The sequence below is a fragment of the Sphingomonas kyungheensis genome, assembly GCF_037120395.1.
In the GTDB taxonomy this organism is placed as follows: domain Bacteria; phylum Pseudomonadota; class Alphaproteobacteria; order Sphingomonadales; family Sphingomonadaceae; genus Sphingomonas; species Sphingomonas kyungheensis.
Genome location: NZ_JBBBDM010000002.1, coordinates 362,506 through 383,015 on the forward strand (window position 1 = coordinate 362,506; position 20,510 = coordinate 383,015).

At 69.0% G+C, this 20,510-nt stretch carries 20 protein-coding genes; 8 read left to right on the plus strand and 12 right to left on the minus strand.

Going from position 1 to position 20,510, the window contains the following annotated elements; translation table 11 throughout:
* Position 1 precedes the first annotated feature (1 nt).
* Positions 2 to 478 (plus strand): transcription elongation factor GreA, encoded by a 477-nt coding sequence (gene greA / locus V8201_RS05805; protein WP_037530161.1) that lies wholly within the window; start codon positions 2 to 4, stop codon positions 476 to 478.
* Positions 479 to 559: 81 nt separating this feature from the next.
* Here the strand turns inward: greA and V8201_RS05810 are convergent, their stop codons facing one another.
* Both V8201_RS05810 and V8201_RS05815 read right to left on the minus strand, forming a co-directional pair.
* Positions 560 to 2,128, minus strand: a complete 1,569-nt coding sequence (locus tag V8201_RS05810; protein WP_037530162.1) for an alpha-N-arabinofuranosidase — start codon at positions 2,126 to 2,128, stop codon at positions 560 to 562.
* Positions 2,129 to 2,315: 187 nt separating this feature from the next.
* Positions 2,316 to 2,627: a hypothetical protein gene (locus V8201_RS05815; RefSeq protein ID WP_271300422.1), complete on the minus strand. Its 312-nt coding sequence runs from the start codon at positions 2,625 to 2,627 to the stop codon at positions 2,316 to 2,318.
* Positions 2,628 to 3,030: 403 nt separating this feature from the next.
* Here V8201_RS05815 and V8201_RS05820 point away from each other — a divergent pair, with 403 nt between their 5' ends.
* Positions 3,031 to 3,423: a hypothetical protein gene (locus tag V8201_RS05820; protein WP_336544706.1), complete on the plus strand. Its 393-nt coding sequence runs from the start codon at positions 3,031 to 3,033 to the stop codon at positions 3,421 to 3,423.
* 36 nt (positions 3,424 to 3,459) lie between these two features.
* Here V8201_RS05820 and V8201_RS05825 read toward each other — a convergent pair whose 3' ends face one another.
* Both V8201_RS05825 and eno read right to left on the minus strand, forming a co-directional pair.
* Positions 3,460 to 3,783 carry an FtsB family cell division protein gene (locus tag V8201_RS05825; RefSeq protein ID WP_051583136.1) on the minus strand — a complete coding sequence of 108 codons (324 nt, stop codon included), beginning with the start codon at positions 3,781 to 3,783 and terminating at the stop codon, positions 3,460 to 3,462.
* Positions 3,784 to 3,815: 32 nt separating this feature from the next.
* Entirely contained in the window at positions 3,816 to 5,093 is a 1,278-nt protein-coding gene (eno, locus tag V8201_RS05830) for a phosphopyruvate hydratase (RefSeq protein ID WP_037530167.1), read from the minus strand.
* Between the two features lie 137 nt (positions 5,094 to 5,230).
* Between eno and V8201_RS05835 the strand changes: the two genes are divergently transcribed.
* The 5 genes from V8201_RS05835 (at position 5,231) to V8201_RS05855 (ending at position 7,137) form a co-directional block, all read left to right on the plus strand.
* A complete protein-coding gene (locus V8201_RS05835; protein WP_336544707.1) occupies positions 5,231 to 5,713 on the plus strand; it encodes a hypothetical protein in 483 nt (160 codons plus the stop codon).
* Between the two features lie 7 nt (positions 5,714 to 5,720).
* Positions 5,721 to 6,062 (plus strand): phage holin family protein, encoded by a 342-nt coding sequence (locus tag V8201_RS05840; protein WP_336544708.1) that lies wholly within the window; start codon positions 5,721 to 5,723, stop codon positions 6,060 to 6,062.
* The gene (locus V8201_RS05845) at positions 6,059 to 6,394 is read left to right on the plus strand and encodes a DUF3618 domain-containing protein (RefSeq protein WP_336544709.1); all 336 of its coding nucleotides are present in this window, start codon (positions 6,059 to 6,061) and stop codon (positions 6,392 to 6,394) included. Before V8201_RS05840 ends, V8201_RS05845 begins: the two co-directional genes overlap by 4 nt.
* Positions 6,395 to 6,418: 24 nt before the next feature.
* On the plus strand, positions 6,419 to 6,802 hold the full coding sequence (locus tag V8201_RS05850) for a hypothetical protein (protein WP_051583137.1): 384 nt from the start codon (positions 6,419 to 6,421) through the stop codon (positions 6,800 to 6,802).
* Between the two features lie 104 nt (positions 6,803 to 6,906).
* Positions 6,907 to 7,137: a DUF4170 domain-containing protein gene (locus tag V8201_RS05855; RefSeq protein WP_037530177.1), complete on the plus strand. Its 231-nt coding sequence runs from the start codon at positions 6,907 to 6,909 to the stop codon at positions 7,135 to 7,137.
* Between the two features lie 3 nt (positions 7,138 to 7,140).
* Here V8201_RS05855 and V8201_RS05860 read toward each other — a convergent pair whose 3' ends face one another.
* The 4 genes from V8201_RS05860 to map are packed head-to-tail and all read right to left on the minus strand — an operon-like array spanning position 7,141 to position 11,102.
* Positions 7,141 to 8,460, minus strand: a complete 1,320-nt coding sequence (locus tag V8201_RS05860) for an ABC1 kinase family protein (protein ID WP_037530180.1) — start codon at positions 8,458 to 8,460, stop codon at positions 7,141 to 7,143.
* A 13-nt stretch (positions 8,461 to 8,473) separates the two neighbouring features.
* On the minus strand, positions 8,474 to 9,538 hold the full coding sequence (locus tag V8201_RS05865; RefSeq protein WP_336544710.1) for an SDR family oxidoreductase: 1,065 nt from the start codon (positions 9,536 to 9,538) through the stop codon (positions 8,474 to 8,476).
* 56 nt (positions 9,539 to 9,594) lie between these two features.
* Positions 9,595 to 10,272 carry a GNAT family N-acetyltransferase gene (locus tag V8201_RS05870; protein WP_336544711.1) on the minus strand — a complete coding sequence of 226 codons (678 nt, stop codon included), beginning with the start codon at positions 10,270 to 10,272 and terminating at the stop codon, positions 9,595 to 9,597.
* A gap of 2 nt (positions 10,273 to 10,274) precedes the next feature.
* Entirely contained in the window at positions 10,275 to 11,102 is an 828-nt protein-coding gene (map, locus tag V8201_RS05875; protein ID WP_037530187.1) for a type I methionyl aminopeptidase, read from the minus strand.
* 50 nt (positions 11,103 to 11,152) lie between these two features.
* On the opposite strand from map, the gene V8201_RS05880 reads away from it, so the two are divergent.
* Positions 11,153 to 11,911, plus strand: coding sequence for a competence/damage-inducible protein A (locus V8201_RS05880; RefSeq protein WP_037530190.1), 759 nt, complete (start codon positions 11,153 to 11,155; stop codon positions 11,909 to 11,911).
* A 292-nt stretch (positions 11,912 to 12,203) separates the two neighbouring features.
* Here V8201_RS05880 and V8201_RS05885 read toward each other — a convergent pair whose 3' ends face one another.
* The 4 genes from V8201_RS05885 to V8201_RS05900 are packed head-to-tail and all read right to left on the minus strand — an operon-like array spanning position 12,204 to position 20,486.
* Positions 12,204 to 14,114 (minus strand): alpha-L-fucosidase, encoded by a 1,911-nt coding sequence (locus tag V8201_RS05885; protein ID WP_336544712.1) that lies wholly within the window; start codon positions 14,112 to 14,114, stop codon positions 12,204 to 12,206.
* Between the two features lie 23 nt (positions 14,115 to 14,137).
* Positions 14,138 to 16,489, minus strand: coding sequence for a GH92 family glycosyl hydrolase (locus tag V8201_RS05890; protein ID WP_336544713.1), 2,352 nt, complete (start codon positions 16,487 to 16,489; stop codon positions 14,138 to 14,140).
* Entirely contained in the window at positions 16,486 to 17,943 is a 1,458-nt protein-coding gene (locus tag V8201_RS05895; RefSeq protein WP_336544714.1) for a glycoside hydrolase family 125 protein, read from the minus strand. The genes V8201_RS05890 and V8201_RS05895 overlap by 4 nt, the downstream gene beginning before the upstream one ends.
* The gene (locus V8201_RS05900) at positions 17,940 to 20,486 is read right to left on the minus strand and encodes a glycoside hydrolase family 3 C-terminal domain-containing protein (RefSeq protein ID WP_336544715.1); all 2,547 of its coding nucleotides are present in this window, start codon (positions 20,484 to 20,486) and stop codon (positions 17,940 to 17,942) included. The genes V8201_RS05895 and V8201_RS05900 overlap by 4 nt, the downstream gene beginning before the upstream one ends.
* Positions 20,487 to 20,510 lie beyond the last annotated feature (24 nt).

A 20,510-nucleotide genomic window follows, 5' to 3' on the forward strand; every position in this document is an offset into this window, starting at 1 on the left:
TATGGCGACCGTCGAAAAGATGCCGATGCTCCAGGAGGGCTATGACACGCTCACCGCGGACCTGAAGCGTCTGAAAACGGAACGTCCCCAGATCGTCGATGCGATCGAGGAAGCGCGGGCGCACGGCGACCTGTCCGAAAACGCCGAATATCACGCCGCCAAGGAACGCCAGGGCCAGATCGAGGCGTCGATCGCCGATATCGAGGACAAGCTCAGCCGCGCGCAGATCATCGATCCGCGCGACCTGTCGGGTGACAAGGTGGTGTTCGGCGCGACGGTGACCTTGCTCGACGACGACGACAAGCCGGTGAAATACCAGATCGTCGGCCAGACCGAGGCGAATGCCAAGACCGGCCGCATCTCCTACAATTCGCCGCTTGGACGCGCGCTGATCGGCCGCCGGGTCGATGACGAGATCGAGGTCTCGGTGCCGGCGGGGGACCGCTATTACGTCGTGTCGAAGGTCGAATTCATCTGATCGACCGCGTCGGCGCCGCCGCGGCGCCGTGGCGAGCTTTTTTTATCGGGGCGGCACCCATCGGGTGCCGCCCTTCGCATGTCAGCGGATGTCGAGCATCACCACCGACTTCGCCGGCAGTGCGACCGACAACGTCCCGTTGGCGAGCGTCGCGCCGGTGAAGGCGACCGGCCTGATCGTATCGGGGGCGTCGAACGTGTTGTGCGCGTCCATCGTCGTACCCGTCAGGATGCGCCCGCTCACCGTCCCGCCGCTGATCCCGGCGAGCTGCACCGAGACGTTCGCCGCCTGATTGGGGTCGACGTTGGTCAGCGCGACATGGACGACGCCGTCGGTGCCGCGCACCGCGCTCGAACTCACCGCACGCAGCTCATGCCCGCCATTGCGATACCAGTGCGAGCTGACCTCGACCGGCAGCACCGTGCCGTCCTGATAGCCCTTGTACAGGTCGAACACCCAATAGGTCGGCGTCTTGACCATGCGATTGCCGTCGGTGAGCAGCATCGCCTGCAGCACGTTGACCATCTGCGCGATATTGGCGCCGCGGACGCGATCGGCATGGCGGGCGAAGATGTCGAGGTTGAGGCTCGCCACCACCGCGTCGCGCAGGCTGTTCTGCTGGTAGAGGAAACCGGGATGCGAGCCGGGTTCCTGATCGTACCACGTCCCCCATTCGTCGACGAGCAGCGCGACGCGCTTCTTGGGATCATATTTGTCCATGATGCGCGAATGGTTCTGGAGCAGTTCCTCCATCTTCATCGTCTTGACCAGGGTGCGAGCCCAGGCCTCCTCGTCGAAGCCGGTCGCGGCGCCTTTCTGCTCCCAGGTGCCGGGCACGGTGTAATAATGGACGCCGATGCCGGAGAAGGCGCTCGCCGCCTTCTGCATCATCACCTCGGTCCAGTTATAATCCTCGGAATTGGCGCCGCTCGCCACCTTCATGATCTGGACGCCTTCGGGCACCTTGATGAAGGTCGAATAGCGCCGCGTCTCGTCGGCGGCATATTCGGGCGTCATATTGCCGCCGCAGCCCCACAATTCGTTGCCGATGCCGAACATCGCCAGCTTCCACGGCGTCTTGCGCCCGTTGGCGGCGCGTTCCTTGGCAAGCGTCGATCCGGTCGGCGAGGTCATATATTCGACCCACTCGGCCATCTCGCGCGGCGGCGCCGAGCCGACGTTGCCCGAGACATAGGCCTCGGCGCCGAGCAGCTCGCTATAGTCCATGAACTCGTGCGTGCCGACGGCATTGTCCTCGGTGACGCCGCCCCAGTTGGTGTTGACCTTGACCGGGCGCTTGTTGCGCGGCCCGATCCCTTCCCGCCAATGATATTCGTCGGCGAAGCAACCGCCGGGCCAGCGCACCACCGGCACCTTGATCGCCTTTAGCGCGTCGAGCACGTCGGTGCGATAGCCGCGGACGTTGGGGATCTTGCTGTTCGGGCCGACCCAGATCCCGCCATAGATGCCGGTGCCGAGATGTTCGGCGAACTGGCCGAAGAGGTGGCGGTCATATTTCGCGCCGGGATGATCGCCGCGCACCGACACCGTATCCGGCAGGGCAGGGGCTGGCGCCGCCTGCTGCGCCATCGCGCCCCCCGATACCAGACCCGCGAGCGCGGTACAGAACAGCAGCCTCGAAACCTTCATCTCTCTCCCCTGACGCGTCCCAGCGCGCGATGGAGAGGATGCTATCGGGCGGCGCTCGCCGCGTCAATTTGCCCGACAAATCCAAGCGCCGGAATCCGGCGTCCAGAAGCCGGGATCGGGCCGAAAACCAGCCGCTGCCGGCCGCTCAACTCCGACAGAACCGGCCCCGGTCGCTCAGGACGATGGGTCAGGCGCGACCGCGCCGTGCCTCGGCCTGCCGTGCCGCAGCGATCGTGTCGACGACCAGCTCGTAGAAGGCGGGCGAATAGCCGGAGGCGAGGAAGGCCTTCACCTCGGCCGAGGCGATCGCATAGCCGCGCTTCCAGCTCAGCACCGCGATCCGGCGCAGCGCCTCCAGCTTGGGGTCGGCGAGCTGCGGGCTGATCCGCACGCCGAACACCAGCCCGAGCCAGCGCGTCAGCCGGCCCGGCTGCCGCAACGTCGACAGGCCGTCCTGCCGCGCGATGCCGATCACCGAGCGTTCGAGTTCCGTCAGCACGGGGCGCGGCTCCTCTATCGAAGCGGGGGCGGGAAGGGTGAGGGACGGGGCGGGCGTCGGCACAGGGGCGCTCACCCGCGCGTAACCGGCATTGCCCGGTTCGGCAAAAGCAAGAAAAGCCATGGCGTCACTCCCTTTTCGCATCCGCACGTCACCACGTCCGCATCCATGGCGATGCAGAGCTGTGACCGCGAATTGTTGCACCCCTTTTGCCGCCGCGTCGCGGAAGGCATCTGGTACCCGATCGATGCTGGCGTTTTCCGTCGCCCTCATCTTCTATACTGGTCGGTATAGAAGCGGGATTCCGTACCGTCAACGGCTTTTATACCGGTCGGTAGCAAAAAGTGCGATGGGATATTCGGCGGTTGCAGGGCGTTGGCCCGGGACGACAGCAGGAGGTCCCATGTCCGATACGCCCCGCGACGCCAAGGTCGATCCCGAACGCGACCCCAGCGGCAATCCGTTCGACCGTCAGGACGGCAGCTTCGGACAGGATTACCATATCGCCCGCGAGGAAGCGCTGGGCGCCAAGATGCCGAGCGGCACCGTCGCCGCGCGCCCCGCTGATCCGGCACCATCGCACGATCCGGCGATACCGCCCGACAATGGCCGCAGGGCGAGCTTCGATCCCGCGACGGGCGAGGTGCACGGCAGCGGCTCGGGCGCGGGTGGTGGCAATCCCGGCGAGGATTTCGACGGCGATGCCGCGACCGGCGACGGGTATCCCGTCACCGGCGGCGAGGGACGGACCAAGGGCGCGGAGCGCGATCTCGGCCCCGGCCACGTTTCGGAATAGCCCGGCGCCCCGCCTCCGGTGAAGCGAGGCGGACCATCACTTGAGGGGCACGATCACCTCATCCGGGTGGGCGACGTTGAGCTCGCGCCGGACCATCTCGTCGACCATGTCGGGATTGGCATGGTCGGGATCGAGCAGGGCGACGCGGTTCTTGAGCACCGCGCGCTTCTGGTCAAGCGCGGCATATTGCTTCTCGCGTCGCATCAGCTGCTTCTTGTAGTCACCATAAGCGAGGATGCCGTTCGGGCCGAGCACGGCATAGGCGCCGAAGAACGCCATGATCGTCAGCCCGAGCGCGGGCAAGGCGGCACGCCGCATCGTCCGCTGGAATGCCGATTGCCTGTGTCCGCGCGCCGCCATGCCGTGCATCCTCGCTCGTCGTTCGTGCCCGATCAAGCCTTCAGAACGTCGCGACCGGCGTAACGTGCCGAGTCGCCCAGCTCTTCCTCGATGCGGATGAGCTGGTTGTACTTGGCGAGCCGGTCCGACCGGGCCAGGCTGCCGGTCTTGATCTGGCCGCAGTTGGTGGCGACCGCGAGGTCGGCGATCGTCGCATCCTCGGTCTCGCCCGAGCGATGGCTCATCACCGCGGTATAGCGCGCGCGCTGCGCCATGTTGACCGCTTCCAGCGTCTCGGTCAGCGTGCCGATCTGGTTGACCTTGACCAGCAGCGAATTGGCGTAGCCGCCGTCGATGCCGCGCTTCAGCCGCTTCGGGTTGGTGACGAACAGATCGTCGCCGACCAGCTGGACCGTGTCGCCGACGAGGTCGGTGAGCGCCTTCCAGCCCTCCCAATCGTCCTCGCTCATCCCGTCCTCGATCGAGAAGATCGGATAGCGGCGGGTCAGGTCGGCGAGATATTCGGCCATCGCGCCGCTCTCCAGCACCTTGCCCTCGCCGGAGATATTGTAGCGGCCGTCCTTGTAGAATTCGGTCGCGGCGCAATCGAGCGCGAGCATGACGTCGTCGCCGGGCGTGTAACCCGCCTTTTCGATGCTCTGCATGATGAAGCCCAGCGCCTCCTCGGTGCTGGCGATGTTCGGCGCGAAACCGCCCTCGTCGCCGATGCCGGTGGCCAGGCCCTTGTCGTGCAGCGCCTTCTTGAGCGTGTGGAAGATCTCCGAACCGCAGCGCACCGCCTCGACGATGTTCGCCGCGCCGACGGGAACGATCATGAACTCCTGGAAGTCGATCGGATTGTCGGCATGTTCGCCGCCGTTGATGATGTTCATCATCGGCACCGGCAGCACGTGCGCCGATACGCCGCCGACATATTTGTAGAGCGGCATGCCGCGCGCTTCCGCCGCGGCCTTGGCGGCGGCGAGGCTGACGCCGAGGATGGCGTTGGCGCCGAGCCGGCCCTTGTTCTCCGTGCCGTCGAGCTCGATCATCGCCGCGTCGAGATCCGCCTGATCCTCCGCGTCGAGGCCGAGCAGGGCTTCGACCAGCTCGCCGTTGACCGCCTCGACCGCATTGTCGACGCCCTTGCCGCCCCAGCGGCTCTTGTCGCCGTCGCGCTTCTCGACTGCCTCATGCGCGCCCGTCGAGGCGCCCGACGGCACCGCCGCACGTCCGAAGCTGCCGTCCTCCAGCAGCACGTCGACCTCGACCGTCGGGTTGCCGCGGCTGTCGAGGATCTGCCGGCCATGGATGTCGATGATTGCGGTCACGTAACGATGCTCCTACCTCTGGGGCGTGATGGGCGCGCTCTATCGTGCCGACCGTGTCGCGGCAATCTCCTCCACGGCGAGGGAACCGCGCCGGACGGGCCGGGGTTGAGCGTTGCGAACACAGGAAAGGGCGATCCATGGCCGATACCGATTTCACCACCGTTTCCGCCACCGACGCCGGTGCCACTACCACCGACGCCGCCGATCCGGCCGCCGATCCGGCCGCCGCGCCGGCGAGCACGACCGAACAGGCCAAGCAGACGGTGAAGGACTATTCGTCGAAATATGGCGCGCAGGCGACCGACCGGATCCGCACCTTCGCCGATACCGGCAAGGAACGGGCGGTGGGCGGTCTCGACCAGCTGTCGCAGCTGATCAACGACGCGGCGGGGCAGGTCGATGACAAGCTCGGCGCGCAATACGGCGATTACGCCCGCACCGCCGCCGGTACCGTCTCGGGCTTTGCCGAGCAGCTCAAGGCGAAGGACGTCGAGGAGCTGCTCGACGAGGCACGCGAGTTCGTCCGCAAGAGCCCCGGCGTCGCCGTCGGCGTCGCGGCGGCGCTCGGCTTCGCGCTCGCCCGCCTCGTCCAGTCCGGCATCGACAGCAACAAGGTCTGATCGCACGATGGCGACGACCCAGCCGGTCACCGAGGACGAAAGCATCCCGACGTTGCTGTCGCAGCTCGTCGACGATGCGCGTGGCCTCGCCAGCGCGGAGATCGCGCTGGTCAAGGCGCGCGTCGGTGAACGCGCAAGTGCCTATCGCAACGCGGCGATCTTCTTCGTCGCGGCGGCTGTGCTGGCGCTTGCCGGTCTCATCGCCCTGCTCGTCGGGCTGATCCTCAGCCTGGCAACGCTGATCGGCCCCGGGCTCGCCACCGCCGCGGTGGTGATCACGGTGTTCGCGATCGCCGGTGTGCTCGCGATCATCGGCAAGGGCCGGCTGGCGCCGGGCACCGCGCGATGAGCGGTCCCGAACCCTCGCTGCGTCTCGCGACGGCCGAAGCCGAGGCAGCGGCGGCACGCGCGCGGCTCAACGCTACGCTGGGGCGGCTGCAGGTCCGGCTCAACCCGCGCACGCTCGCGCTGCAGGCGGCGCGTGAGATCACCGACAAGAGCGGTGCCGCGGCGCAGGCCAGTCTCAACACCGCGGTGCGCAATCCGGGTGCCGTCGCCGGCGCCACCGCGGTCGCCGGCCTGTTCCTCGCCCGTCACCGTATCGCGGCGCTGTTTCGCCGCAAGCCCAAGCACAAGCCGGGCCACCGCGACCATGAACCCGGTCTCGGCCCGCAGGACTGACCCCGTTCGCAAAAGGATAGCCCCATGACCGACAGCCACGACATCCACGCCCGTATCGACGACGCCAAGCATGTCGCCAGCGACGCCGCACGCCGCACCGCCGATGCGGTCGAGCATAATCCGCTGGCGATCGTCGCCGGCGGCCTCGCCATCGGCGCGCTTGCCGGCGCGCTGATCCCGCGTTCGGCGAAGGAGAAGGAATTGCTCGCTCCGCTCGGCCGGACGCTCGGCGAGCGGGCACGCGGCGCCGTGCAGGCGGCGCGCGAGGCCGGCGCCAGCGAGCTGCAGAATGCCGGCCTGTCCAAGGATGCCGCCAAGGATCAGGTCAAGTCGCTGTTCCAGGGCATCGCCAAGGCCGCCTCGACCGCCGGCTCCGCCGCGGTGAAGACGGCCGCCAACAAGGCGTGATACCGGCGCGACGCCGCCGTTCGCGCGGCGGTGTCGCGGGGGTTCAATAGTGCGGCGCAACAGGCTAGGGCGCTGGGCTTGACCCTCACACCCGGGATACGCGCATGAGCAAGCTTCACCTCGTCTTCGGCGGCCGCGTCAAAGACCCCCGTACCCTCGAGTTCGCCGATCCGTCGCAGCTCGAGATCGTCGGCATCTATGCCGATTATGCCAGCGCCGAAAAGGCGTGGCGCGCCCATGCGCAGCGCACCGTCGACGATGCGGAGATGAAGTTCGTCGTCGTCCACCTCCACCGCCTGCTGGAACCCGAACTGCTCGCCCCGCCGGCGGCGTAATCGTCAGACCCGTCCGGCGACCATCGCCCTGATGTCGACCCGTGCCTTCAGCCGGGCGGCGAGCAGGGCGGTGCCGCTGATCTTGCGCTGGACGAACAAGGTGTCGGCGGGGGGCAGATGCCAGGTCGCGCGGTCGCGCGCCATCTCGATCCCCTGTTCGCGCACGACGCCGACGAAGGCGCGGTCGCCGAAGTCGAATGGGCCGGGGCGGTTGAGTTCGCCGAGGATCACGTCGATCATCGCATCGACCAGCGGACGATGCCGCGCCGCCGCCGCCTCGCCGAGGAAGCCCGCCGCGATCGCCGCCGCGCGCACCGCGTCGCGCTCGCCCGACAGGCCGGCGGCGAGCAGCCGGCGATAGCCCGCCGCCGTCGCCGGCGCGACCGGTCGGGCCGCGCCGAAATCGAGCAGCACGATCCGGCCCGTCTCGGGCTGCCAACGGTAATTGGCGAAATTGGGGTCGGTCTGCATCAGCCCCCAGTCGAGCAGTTCACGCAGCACCAGTGCGATCAGGCTGTGCATCGCATCGTCGCGCACCGATTGGTCCGCCGTCTCCAGCGTCTCGATCGGCACGCCTGCGACATAGCTCATCGCCAGGACATTGGGGGTGGTGAGGTCGGGATCGAGTTCGGGTACGACGAACGCCGGCTCGCCCGCGAGCAGGTCGCGATAGCGCGTCATCATCGCGCCCTCGCGCAGATAATCCGCCTCCTCGTGCAGCTGCCGCTTCGCCTCGTCGAGCAGCGGCGCGATGTCGAGTTCCTTGGGCAGCAGGCCGGAGACGCGCAGTAGGGTCGCGACATTGTCGACATCGGCGTCGATGCTCTGCATCACGCCGGGATATTGCACCTTGATCGCCAGTTCGCGGCCGTCGGGCAGGCGGGCGCGATGGACCTGACCGATCGAGGCGGCGGCGATGGGATGCGCCTGGAAATGCGCGAAGCGCCGTCGCCAGTCGCGCCCCCAGGCGGCGGTGAGCACCGTGTTGAGCTGCGGCGGCGGCATATGGTGCGCGTCGTTGCGCAGCCGGGAAAGGATCGTCGCGAGTTCGGGCGGCAGCATGTCGCCCGCATCCATCGAGATCATCTGGCCGAGCTTCATCGCCGCGCCGCGCAGATGCGCAAGCTGATCGGCGACGCGGGTCGCATTGGCGGGGGTGAGCAGCAGATCGCCCATCCGCGGCCGCTCACCCGCCGCCAGCCGCCGCGCGCCCTCGGCGACGACGCCGCCACCGACCCCCGCGGCAAGCCGCCCGAAGGCGCCGAGCCGCGACAGCCGGCCGCTCGGCACCGCGCGGCCCTTGTCGGATCGCTCGTCGTTCATCGGCGTGGTGCCGTCACGGGATCAACCGGTCGGCGCGCAGCCGCTCGAACAGGGCGAAGAAGGCGTCGTCGGTCGGCTGATAGGCGGTGAAGCCCAGCTTGCGGCTCTTCGACATGTCGGTGACGACTTCGATCGGCCGGCCGAGGTCTGCGTCGGTGTGCCACGGCGAGGCGAGGCGGGCGAGGTCGGGCTCAGCCAGTCCCTCGCGCGTCGCGATCCCGCGCCACAGGTTCGCGTCGTCCGCCATCTGCTGTTCGAGCGGCATCACCGTCCCGTCGAACGGCGCAACTTCCACGCCGAACCAGTCGGCGATCCGCTGCCACATCCAGCTCCAGCGGAAGACATCGCCGTTGACGACATTGAACGCCTCGTTCGCCGCTGCCGGCGTGCTCGCCGCCCACAGCAGATGCCGGGCGAGCTGGCCGGCGTCGGTCATGTCGGTGAGGCCGTTCCACTGCGCCGCCGATCCGGGGAAGCGGAACGGTCGCCCCGTCTCGCGGCACATGGTCGCATAGACCGCGAGCGTCGTGCCCATGTTCATCGCATTGCCGACCGCCTTGCCGATCACCGTATGCGGACGGTGGACGCTCCAGCTGAACCCGTCGCGTTCCGCCGCGGCGAACACCTCGTCCTCCTGGGCGTAATAAAAATTTTCGACATCAAGCCGGCCCTGTTCCTCGCGGAACGGCGTCTGCGGCAGCGTGCCTTTGCCATAGGCCTCGAACGGCCCGAGATAATGTTTGAGGCCGGTGACGAGCGCGACATGGCGCGCCGCGCCGTCATTGGCGCGCAGCCCGTCGAGCAGGTTGCGGACCATCGTCGCATTGACGCGGATATTCTCCGCCTCGCTGTCCTGCCGCAGCCAGGTGGTGATGAACACGGCATCGGGCCGCAGCCCCGCCAGCGCGGTGGCGGTGCCCGCCGCGTCGAGCAGGTCGGCGGCGACCGGGGTCACACCCTGCTGTTCGCCGGGACGACGGGCGAGGCCATGGACCTGCCAGCCCTGTTCGACGAGCAGCGCGGCTGTAGCGCTGCCGACGATTCCGCTCGCGCCGACGATCAATGCCTGTTTGGTCATGCTAAGCCTTTGATAGAACAGGCCGCTGCCAACGCAGGGGGACTGCCAAGGGTCCGTCAGACGCGGGCGAACAGATGGAAACGCAGCGTTGCACGCGGCGTAAAGCCGAGCCGGCGATAGAGCGCGATCGCGCCGTCATTGTCGGCATAACTGGTCAGGAACGGCACGTCGCCCGCCGCGCGGATCGCCGTCGCGACGCTGGCGATCAGGCGCGCCGCTTTGCCGCCGCCCCGATGATCGGGATGGGTACAGACCCCGCTGACCTCGCGAAAGCCGGGAAGCGCGAGCCGCGTGCCGGCCATCGCCACCAGCCGGCCGCCGCGGCGCATGCCGACGAAGCCACCGAACCGGTGCGTCCGTCGAAAAAAGGGGCCGGGACGGGTGAGGGTGGCAAGGGCGAGCATCTCGGCGGCATCGTCCTCGCCCAACGGCAGGATCCCGGCATCGTCGGGCGCCGCCACGGGGGTTTCCGCTATCATCTGGAGGCAGGCGGCGCGGCTGGTGCAGTGAAAGCCGGGCAGGGTCGCGGCCGGCGCGACTTCGATCAAGCCGATCGTCTCGCCCGGCGCGACCAGTGCGGCCAGCGCCGCGCCGTCCGGTCGGGCACCGGGTGCCAGCGCCGCGAACAGGCCATGGTCGGGATCGATCCGCCGCGCGTCGCCGTCGCCGCTCGCCAGCGGCGCCAGCCGGGTCGTCAGCGCATGCCAGACCGGCGCGTCAAGCGGATGCGACACGCTCAGCCATAAGGTGGCTGGTGATAGCCGGCGGGGGAGGTGGTGAAGATCTCGCAGCCGTCGTCGGTGATACCGATCGAATGTTCGAACTGCGCCGACAGCGAGCGGTCGCGCGTCACCGCGGTCCAGCCGTCGTCGAGCAGCTTGACGTCGGGGCGGCCGATATTGATCATCGGTTCGATCGTGAAGATCATCCCGGGCTTGAGCTCGGGGCCGGTGCCCGGCTTGCCGACATGCACCACCTCGGGCGCGTCGTGGAACAGCCGGCCGAGGCCATGGCCGCAGAAGTCGCGCACGACGCCATAGCGATGCTTTTCCGCATGGCGCTGGATCGCATTGGCGACATCGCCCATGTGGTTGCCGGGCCGCGCCTGTTCGATGCCGAGCATCAGGCATTCATAGGTCACCTCGACCAGCCGCCGCGCCTTCAACGGCACCTCGCCGATCAGGTACATGCGGCTCGAATCGCCATGCCAGCCATCGACGATCGGCGTCACGTCGACATTGACGATGTCGCCCGACTTGAGCGTCTTGTCCGACGGGATGCCGTGGCAGACGACGTGGTTGATCGAGATGCAGGTCGAATGCGTGTAACCGCGATAACCGAGCGTCGCCGGTACGCCGTCGCGTGCGACGATGAAGTCGTAGATCAGCCGGTCGAGCTCCGCGGTGGTGACGCCCGGCACCATATGGGGCACGAGCATGTCGAGCGTCTCGGCGGCGAGCCGGCCTGCCTTGTGCATCCCGGCGAAGGCGGCCGGGCCGTGCAATTTGATCGCGCCGGTGCGGCCTTCGGGTGCGTCGGAGGTAACGGTCACATATTCGGTCATCGCCGCGATATAGCGTGGTCGCCGCGATTTTGCGAGGCTATGACCGGGGGATGGAGCAGGAACGTATCTGGACCGCCGCGCTGGTCGTGATCGGGGATGAAATCCTCTCCGGCCGGACGCAGGACAAGAATATCGCGCAGCTGGCAAGCTGGCTCAACGTCCAGGGCATCCGCCTCGCCGAGGTGCGCGTCGTGCCGGATCGCGAGCCGGCGATCGTCGAGGCGGTCAACATCCTGCGCGCGCGCAACGACTATCTCTTCACCACCGGCGGCATCGGCCCGACGCATGACGACATCACCGTCGACGCGATCGCCGCGGCGCTGGGCGTGGCGGTCGAGCACCATCCCGAAGCGATGGCGACGCTCGAAGCCTATTATGCGACGCGCGGCGGACTGACCGAGACGCGGGCGCGCATGGCGCGGGTGCCGGCGGGGGCGGGCCTCATCCCCAATCGCGTGTCGGGTGCGCCGGGTATCCGGGTCGGCAACATCTTCATCATGGCCGGCGTACCGCATATCACCGCCGGCATGCTCGACGCGCTGACCGGGACGCTCGAAGGGGGCCGGCCGGTGGTGTCGGGCACGATCGGCTGCTGGGTCGCCGAGAGCGAGGTCGCCGATCTGCTGCGCGACTCGGAGAAGGCGCATGCGGGCGTCTCGATCGGGTCCTACCCCTTCTTCCGCGACGGGCGGACGGGGGCCAATTTCGTCGTGCGCAGCGCGGACGCGGATCTGGTCGCGCAATGCGTCGCCGATCTGACGCAGGCGCTCGAGGCGGGCGGGCGAACGGTGACGGTCGGCGGGATCTGAGCGGGCGCGCGGCGTCTCGCGGTGGCGGTGCCGTGTCGGTCTAGCACTCGGCCTCGTCGCGCAGATGTAGGTGCTCACGGAATTCCCACCTCGGCGTACACCAGTATTCCCGCGCAAGCGGAACTCCAGTGGCCAAGCAGAGCGAGATCTGGCGGCAGGAAGAACTGGGCTCCCGCCTTGGCGGGAGCCCTGGTGCGCTTTACCGGAAGCCTCGCACACGCAGAGAATAGCGGTCAAATCTTCGGGACTGCTGCGCGTAATGCCCTGCCGCTGCCCATGAGCCCGCCCCGCTTCACCCGCTGAACGCCCCGACATCGGCGATCGCCAGCTTCGCCGCCGGCACCGCGGTCGCCGGGAAGCTCAGCCGCAGGAAGCGCAGCTCGCGCGGCGCGGCGAACGGGATGCGCTGCGTCGCCAGCGCATAAGCGATGTTCTGGAACTCGCCTTCACCGGCGTCGGTCCAGTGCGTGCCGTCGAGGCTGGTTTCGGCATGATAGCCGCGCGGCGGCGCGCTGGCGGTGTCCGGGTGCCGCCATGGCGTCAGGCTGAACCCGGCGACGGTCTGCGCGCGGCCGAGATCGAGCGTCACGCTTGCCGGCGTCGCGGCGGGGGCGGGTTGCGACCAGATCGTGTCGCCATTGCCGTCGAGCAAAGCTTCGGCGCCCGGCGCGCTCGCCGTGACGACCTTCCAGCCGCGCGGTGACAGGGCGGTGGCATCGGCGACGCGCGGGGCGGCGACGGCGACCGGCGCGACGCTGTGGAACAGCGCGACTTCGCTGATCGCCGGGCAGGCGGGGGCGTCGAGGATCACCAGCCGCAGCCGGCGCGCGTCGATCGGCCGGGGCAGGCGGATGATCCGCTGCGCGCCGATGCAGCTCTTTTCGGCGAGCCGCTGCCAGCGGCCGCCGACCTCCGCCTCGACCGCGAAGCGGGTGACGCGGACGCCGAGCGGCAGAAATTCGCGCAACCGGATAAGGTCGAAGCGGCGGCCCGGCGGCAGGTCGAGCGTCAGCGTCGGCGTGGTGATGCCGTCGGGCGTCGACCAATAGCTGTCGCGATCGCCGTCGAGCACCTTGGCGGGGGCGAAGGCCGCGCCACGCGTCGCGCTCGCCGAAGCGACCGCGCCCTGCGCGAGATCCCTGGCGAAGCTCGCCTCCAGCGCCGCGCCGAAGCTCTTGAGCACCGCGACGTCGTGATCGGGGATGCGACCGCGCCGGTCGGGCGGCAGGTTGAGGTTGAGGTTGGTGCCCCGCCCGATCGATTCGTCGTGCAGCCGGATCAGCCGCTCCGGCGTCTTCACCGCGCCGTCCTCGTCGGGATGGTAGAACCAGCCGGGACGGATCGACACGTCGGTCTCCGCCGGCCACCACAGGACACCGCCGCGGACGCCGCTGTTGCCCTCGCTTTGCACATAGGGATGATCGGGCATCGTCGGCCAGCAGGGATCGCCGGCGACGCCATCCTCGTTGCCGACCCAGCGGATGTCCGCGCCGAGCGGATCGAAGGTGCAGGCCATCGGCTGATGCTGGTGGACGAGCGCGATGATCGACGGCCAGTTATAATATTTGGGCGCATCGATCTTCCGCGTCTCGCGGGCGCCGCCATAATAGCCGTCGCCGCCATTGGCGCCGTCGAACCAGAATTCGAACAATTCGCCATAGCGGGTGCACAGCTCGACCACCTGCTTGCGGTAATAGTCGATATAGGCGGGGCGGCCGTATTCGGGATGATTGCGGTCCCAGGGCGACAGATACAGGCCGAACGACAGGCCGGCGCGGCGCGTCGCCTGTTCCATTTCGCGGACGATATCGCCCTTGCCGTTCTTGTAGGGGCTGTTGCGGATGCAATGTTCGGTCAGCTGCGTCGGCCACAGGCAAAAACCGTCGTGATGCTTGGCGGTGAGGATGATGCCGCGCATCCCGCCGGCCTTGGCGGCGGCGACGATCTGGTCCGGCGCGAAGTCGGTCGGGTTGAACAGCGCCGGGCTCTCGTCGCCATAGCCCCATTCGCGATTGGTGAAGGTGTTGATCGAGAAATGGACGAAGGCGTAGCGTTCGCGGCGATGCCAGGCGAGCTGGCGCGGCGAGGGCGTCGCACCATAGGGCTTGGGCGCACCGGCCGTGGAGGCGGGCGCGGCGAGCGCGGGCATGGCGGTGGCGGCGAGGCCGGTGGCGAGGATGGTACGGCGGCTGAGGTCGGTCACGAAACTCTCCGATTGGATGGCGGTCAGGCGCTGGCAGCGCGGCCGTGCGATGGCGGCCGGTCGGCCTTGGCGGCACCGAAGGCCGTGTTGGGCATAGCGCTCATCGTGAAGCTGAGGCGGCCGCCCTGCATCAGCTCGGCATGGCTGATCCACGACTTGGTCCACGGCCGGCCGTTGAACGTCACCGCGCGGATATACGGCGTGTCGGCGCGGTTGCCCGGCGCCTCGATCGTCAGGCTCTTGCCGCCAGGCAGGCGCAACTCGGCGCGTTCGAACAGGGGCGAGCCGAAGACATAGACCGCCTCGACCGGATCGACCGGATAGAAGCCGAGCGACGACAGCACGAACCACGCGCTCATCTGGCCGCAATCGTCGTTGCCGATGATCCCGTCGGGGTCGTTCTTGTACATTTCGGTGCACAGGCGCCGCACCATCGCCTGCGTCTTCCACGCCGCGCCGGCATAGACGTAGAGATAGGCGACGTGATGGTTGGGCTCGTTGCCATGCGCATATTGGCCGACGAGGCCGCTGATGTCGGGCGGCGCATTGGCCGGCAGCGTCGACGGCGCGGTGAACAGCGCGTCGAGCCGCGCCTCGAACCTCGCATCGCCGCCCATATGGTCGATCAGGCCATAGACGTCATGCTGGTTGAGGAAGGTCGCCTGCCAGCCGTTCGCCTCGGTATAGTCGCGCCACCACGGCTTGGGCATATGGCCGAGCTGGACGGGATCATAGGGCGACCACCACTGGCCGTTGGCGAAGCGCGGCTTGGCGAAGCCCGCCTTGCCGTCGATGACGTTGCGCCAGTTGCCCGACCGCTTGAGCAGCCGGTCCGCCGCGGCGCCCTCCCCCGCCGCGCGGGCGAGGTGCGCCGAGACCCAGTCGTCATAGGCATATTCCTGCGTCCGGCTGACGCTTTCGAACCAGACGTCGGCGGGGACATAGCCCTTGGCGTCATAGACGTCGCGGCCCTTGCTGTTGTCGAGGTCGGGCGCGGTGAAGTCGAAGCTGCGCTTGGCGATCGCCGGCCAGGCGGCGGCATAATCGGCGGCGATCCCCTTGGCCTGCGCCTCGGCGAGGACCGATACCGCGTGCCAGCCGATCATCGTCCCCGTCTCGACCCCCTGCAACGGCCAGACCGGCGGGCCATAGACGCTCTGCTGCGTCTGGCGGATCAGGTCGTGGACCAGCGCCTGCGCCTGATCGGGGGCGACGATGGTGAGCAGCGGATGCAGCGCGCGATAGGTGTCCCACAGCGAATAGCTGCTGTACGCGCGCTCGCCCGCGCCGAGCCGGTGCGGCTTGCGGTCGAGCCCGATGTAGCGGCCGTCGACATCGGAGAAGAGCGTCGGCGCGAGCAGCGCATGATACAGCGCGGAGGCGAAGATGACGCGCTGATCGGCGCTGCCGCCGGCGATGCGCACGCCGGCGAAGGCCTCTGCCCAGCGGTCCTGCGCGGCGCGGCGCACCGCGTCGAAATCCCAGCTCTTGCCCTCGGCGGCGAGGTTGGCGCGCGCGCCGGCGACGTCGACGCCCGAAATGCCGCAGCGGACCAGGATCGGTGCCCCGCCGGCATCGTCATAATGGAGCACCGCCTTCAGCCGGTTGCCCCGCACCGCGCGCGCGCCGGCGGGTTGCTCGGCATCGCCGTCGCCATAGAGCGTGACGCGGCTCGGCGTGCGCGAGGTCTGGAGCGCGAAATGGATATGCCGCCCCTTCGCCCAGCGGTTGACGGTGCGGCTCCCGGTCAGCGTGCCGTCGGCGTCGAGCGTCAGGCTCGCGTCGGTGATCAGCGGCGGCTGGTCGCTCTTGTCGAGGACGAGATGCGACAGGTCGATCAGGATATGCCCCGCACCCGCGGGGAAGGTATAGCGGTGATAGCCGGTCCGTTCGGTGACGGTCAGCTCGGCGCGCACGCCGCTTTCCAGCGCAACGCGATAATAGCCGGGCTCGGCCTGTTCGGCGGTGAACCGCTGGCGGTAGCCGGCATCGGGATCGGCGAGCGGCCCCGGCAGCAATTCGACCTTGCCGCCCGTTTTCGTGCCCGCCGTCGGCACCACCAGCACGTCGAGCATGTCGCCGATGCCGGTGCCCGACAGATGGGTATGGCTGAACCCCATGATCGACGTATCGTCGCGGTGATAGCCGGAGCAGGCGTCCCATCGCTCGACATCGGTGTCGGGGCTGAGCTGCACCATGCCGAACGGCAAAGTCGCGCCGGGATAGGTATGGCCGTGGCCGCCGGTACCGACGAACAGATTGGCCTTGGCCGGCGCGGGCGCCGCGGCGAGGGCCGGCAACGGCAGGGCGAGCGGCAGGCCGGCGGCGGCGGTGCCGGCGAGCAGCGCACGGCGGGAGAGGGTGCGATCGGTCATAGGGGCGCCTTGAGCAATGCGGGCCGGGTCGCGGCAAGATGGAGGATGAGCTCGGCGAACAGGCCGTTCGCCCAGGCGAACCAGGCGCGGGTGAATTTGGCGGGATCGTCCTGGTCGAAGCTTTCGTGGATGAAGCCGGTGCCGCCGTCGGTATCGCGCAGGCTGCGCAGCGCGGCGCGGATCGTCGCGTCGTCGGTCGCGGAAAGCGCGCGGATGGTCAGCGACATCGGCCAGATCTGGCCCGCACCGACATGCGGGCCGCCGATGCCCTCGCCGGCGCGGCCGCGGAAGAACCACGGATTGGCCGCGCTCCAGCACGCGGCCTGCGTCCGCCGCCACAGCGGATCGGCCGAGTCGACGCAGCCGAGATAGCCGAGCCCCGACAGCGACGGCACGTTGGCGTCGTCCATGAAGATGGCGTTGCCGAAGCCGTCGACCTCATAGGCCCAGACCTCGCTGCCGTCGCGCAGCCGCATCGTCCCATAGGCCTTGAGCGCCGCCTCGACCTCCGCCGCCAGCGCGGTGGCGGCGGCGGCGAGGGCGGCATCGTGCCGCGCCTCGTTGGCGACGACGGCGAGTTCGCGTAACGCCGTGACCGCGAACAGATTGCTCGGGATCAGGAAGGGATAGAGGCAGGCATCGTCCGACGGGCGGAAGCCCGAATGGATCAGCCCGACCGGCCGCGTCGGATGGCCGTGACCCCAGAGCAACGTCTCGGTCGGCTGCGGCGCGGAGCGGCGGAAGCTGTACGGGCCGGGGCCGTCCTTCCTCTGCTGTTCGCGGAAGGTGCGGATGCTCGCGCGCGCGGCCTCCGCCCAGGTCGCGTCGAAGGGCGCGGCATCGCCGGTCGCGCGCCAGTATCCATGCGCGAGCCGCATCGGATAGCAGAGCGAGTCGATCTCCCACTTCCGCTCGGCGACGCCCGGCTTCATCTCCGTCTCGTCCTTCTGCGACCATTCGAGGTTCGACCTGGCGGTCGGATCCTCCATGAAGGCGTTGGCATAGGGATCGATCAGGATGCAGCGCGCCTGTCGGGCGATCAGGCCGCCGATCAGTCTGCGCAGCTCGGGCGCCTTGCGGGCAAGGTGGAGATAGGGCTTCACCTGCGCCGACGAATCGCGCAGCCACAGGCAGGGGATGTCGCCGGTGATGACGAAGCTGTCCGGCTTGCCGTCCACCGTGCCGACCTGCGTCACCGTCGTGTCGAGCGTGTTCGGATAGCAATTGCCGAACATCCAGCGCAGCTTGTCGTCACCGATCCGGCCGGCGACGCGGACCAGCTCGCGCTCCACCGCGGGGCTGGTGAAGCGCCGGTCGGCCGGCGCCGGTCGTTTCGACGGCAGGGATGCGGCGAAGGCCGGCGTCGCCAGCCCCGCGGCGGCCACGACCCCGCCGGCGAGCACGCTGCGGCGGGGCAGGGCGATGCCGCCCGCGGCACGGAGTTCTCCGCTCATTTCGGCAGCTCCATGTCCGTCCCCGTCACGGTGAAGTCGAACCATTGCCCCGCGCCGTCACCCGGCTGACCACCGCCGACGTAGAGCCGGTAGGCGCCGGGGGCGACGTGACGGCGGCCGTCGCGATCGACGATGCTCATGCCGCGCGGATCGATCGTGAAGCGCACATTGCTGCTGCGCCCGCGCGCGACGGCGATGCGGCGGAAGCCGACGAGCTGGCGTTGCAGCACCGCGTCATTGCCGCCGAGGCCGGTTCCTGCCGGCGGGACGAGATAGGCCTGCACCACCTCCTCGCCGTCGCGCGCGCCGCTGTTCGTCACCGTCGTGTCGACGGTCAGCGCGCCGCCCGCCGCGACCGATGCGGCGCCGCGCGGTGCCGCATAGCCGAAGCGCGTGTAGCTGAGGCCATGGCCGAAGCCCCACAGCGGCGTGCCGGTGAAATAGCGATAGGTGCGCTCCTTCATGTTGTAATCGGTGAAGGCGGGCAGGTCGGCGGTGGTGCGGTACAGCGTCACCGGCAGGCGCCCGGCGGGATTGGTCGCCCCCGACAGCACGTCGGCGAGCGCGGTGCCGCCCGCCTCGCCGCCATACCAATTGGCGAGGATCGCATCGGCGGCGGCGGGATCGACCGCCACCGCGCTGCCGCTGGTCAGCACCAGGACGATCGGCTTGCCCGTCGCCTTGAGCGCGGCGAGCAGCCGGAGCTGCGGCTCGGGCAGAGCGATGTCGGTCCGGTCGCCGCCGACGAAGCCGGGGACGGAGACGGAGAGCGCCTCGCCTTCCAGATCGGGCGACAGGCCGGCGACCACCACCGCGACGTCGGACTGGCGCGCCGCCTCGACCGCCTGCGCGAGCAACGGCTCGGCGGGCGGCAGCCACAACAGACGGAAGCTGTCGTCCTCCGACCGATGGTCAAGCCGGATGTCGATCGGCTGCGGCGTGCCGTCGCTGTCGATGACGAGGTCGACGCGGCCCTTGGGCAGATCGCCGTCGTGCAGCGTCTTGCCGCCGAGCGTCAGCGTCGCGCGGTCGTGGACCGTGCAATCCTTCCAGCATTGCGTCTGGTCGAGGATCAGATGGTAGCGGCCGGGCGCGGGCGGCACGAACTCGCCGGTCCAGCGCGCGGTATAGCCGATCGCGGGCAGGCCGGGCGCGGGCGGCGCGCGGTTGACGTCGAGGTCGATGCGACGGTCCTGCCGCACGGTCGGTGCGCCGCTGCCGCCGGTATAGGTGGCGCGCAGGCCGGGCTTGCCGTCGGCGCGCAGCGCGGTCTCCGGCACGACGATCGCCGAGCTTTCGGCGAGCAGCGAGCCTTGCGCATAACGGACATTGGCGGCGCCGAAACGCTGGCGAAGGCCTTCGAGCGGCGTCACCGGGTGCATCGCCGTGCCGTGGTAATTGCCCTGCAGCACGCCGAGATCGTCGGCATTGGCGCCGATCACCGCGATCCGGCTCCCGGCGGCGAGCGGCAGGCGCGCGTTGGTATTCTGCAACAGCACGATCGCCTTGCGTGCCGCCTCCAGCGCGACGGCATGATGCGCGGGCGTCGCCAGCTCGCTGGGCTTGATGCTCGCCCAGGGGCTGGTGCCCCCGTAAGCGATGCCGAGCGCGCGGCGGGCGCGCAGTGCGCGGGTCAGCGCGGTATCGACCTCCGCCTGGGTGACGAGGCCCTTGGCGAGCGCTTCGGGCAAGGCGGCATAGGCCGTACCGCAATTGATGTCGGTCCCGCCACGGATGCCCGCCGCCGCCGCGCCGGCCGCGTCGAGCCGGTAATGATGGTAGATCGAGATGTTCGACACCGCGTCGCAGTCCGAGACGGTGAAGCCGGCGAAGCCCCAGTCGTGGCGCAGGCGATCGTTCATCAGCCACGAGGCGGCGCAGGCCGGCACGCCGTGGATGCTGTTATAGGCACACATCAGCGACTGTGCCTTGCCCTCGGTGATCGCGCGGCGGAAGGCGGGAAGATAGGTCGCCTCGAGATCGCGCGGGCTGACGTCGACGTCGAAACTGTCGCGTCCCGCCTCGGGGCCGCTGTGCACCGCGAAATGCTTGGGTGTCGCGACGACGCGCGGGTGCCGGGGGTCGGGGCCTTGCAGGCCGGTGATGAAGCCGACGCCGAGCGACCCGGTCAGATAGGGATCCTCGCCATAGGTTTCCTGCCCGCGGCCCCAGCGCGGATCACGGAAGATGTTGATGTTGGGCGACCAGATCGTCAGCCCCTGATAGATGCGGCGATCCGCGGCGGCGGGTTGCGCGTTGAACTTGGCGCGCGCCTCGATGCTGACGACGGTGCCGACCTTGTTCATCAGATCGACGTCCCAGGTCGCGGCAAGGCCGATCGCCTGCGGGAAGACCGTGGCATAGCCATCGCGCGCGAGGCCGTGCAGCCCTTCGTTCCACCAGTCATAGGCGGGCAGGCCCGCGGCGGCGTCGGCGGGCGCGGTGCTCTGCAATTGCGCGGCCTTGCGCTCGGGCGACATCGCCGCGACGCTCGCGGCGACCGGATCGGCGGCCTGGGCGAGCAGGAGGAGGGCGGGGATCATAAGGTCGCTCCGAGACAGGGGGAG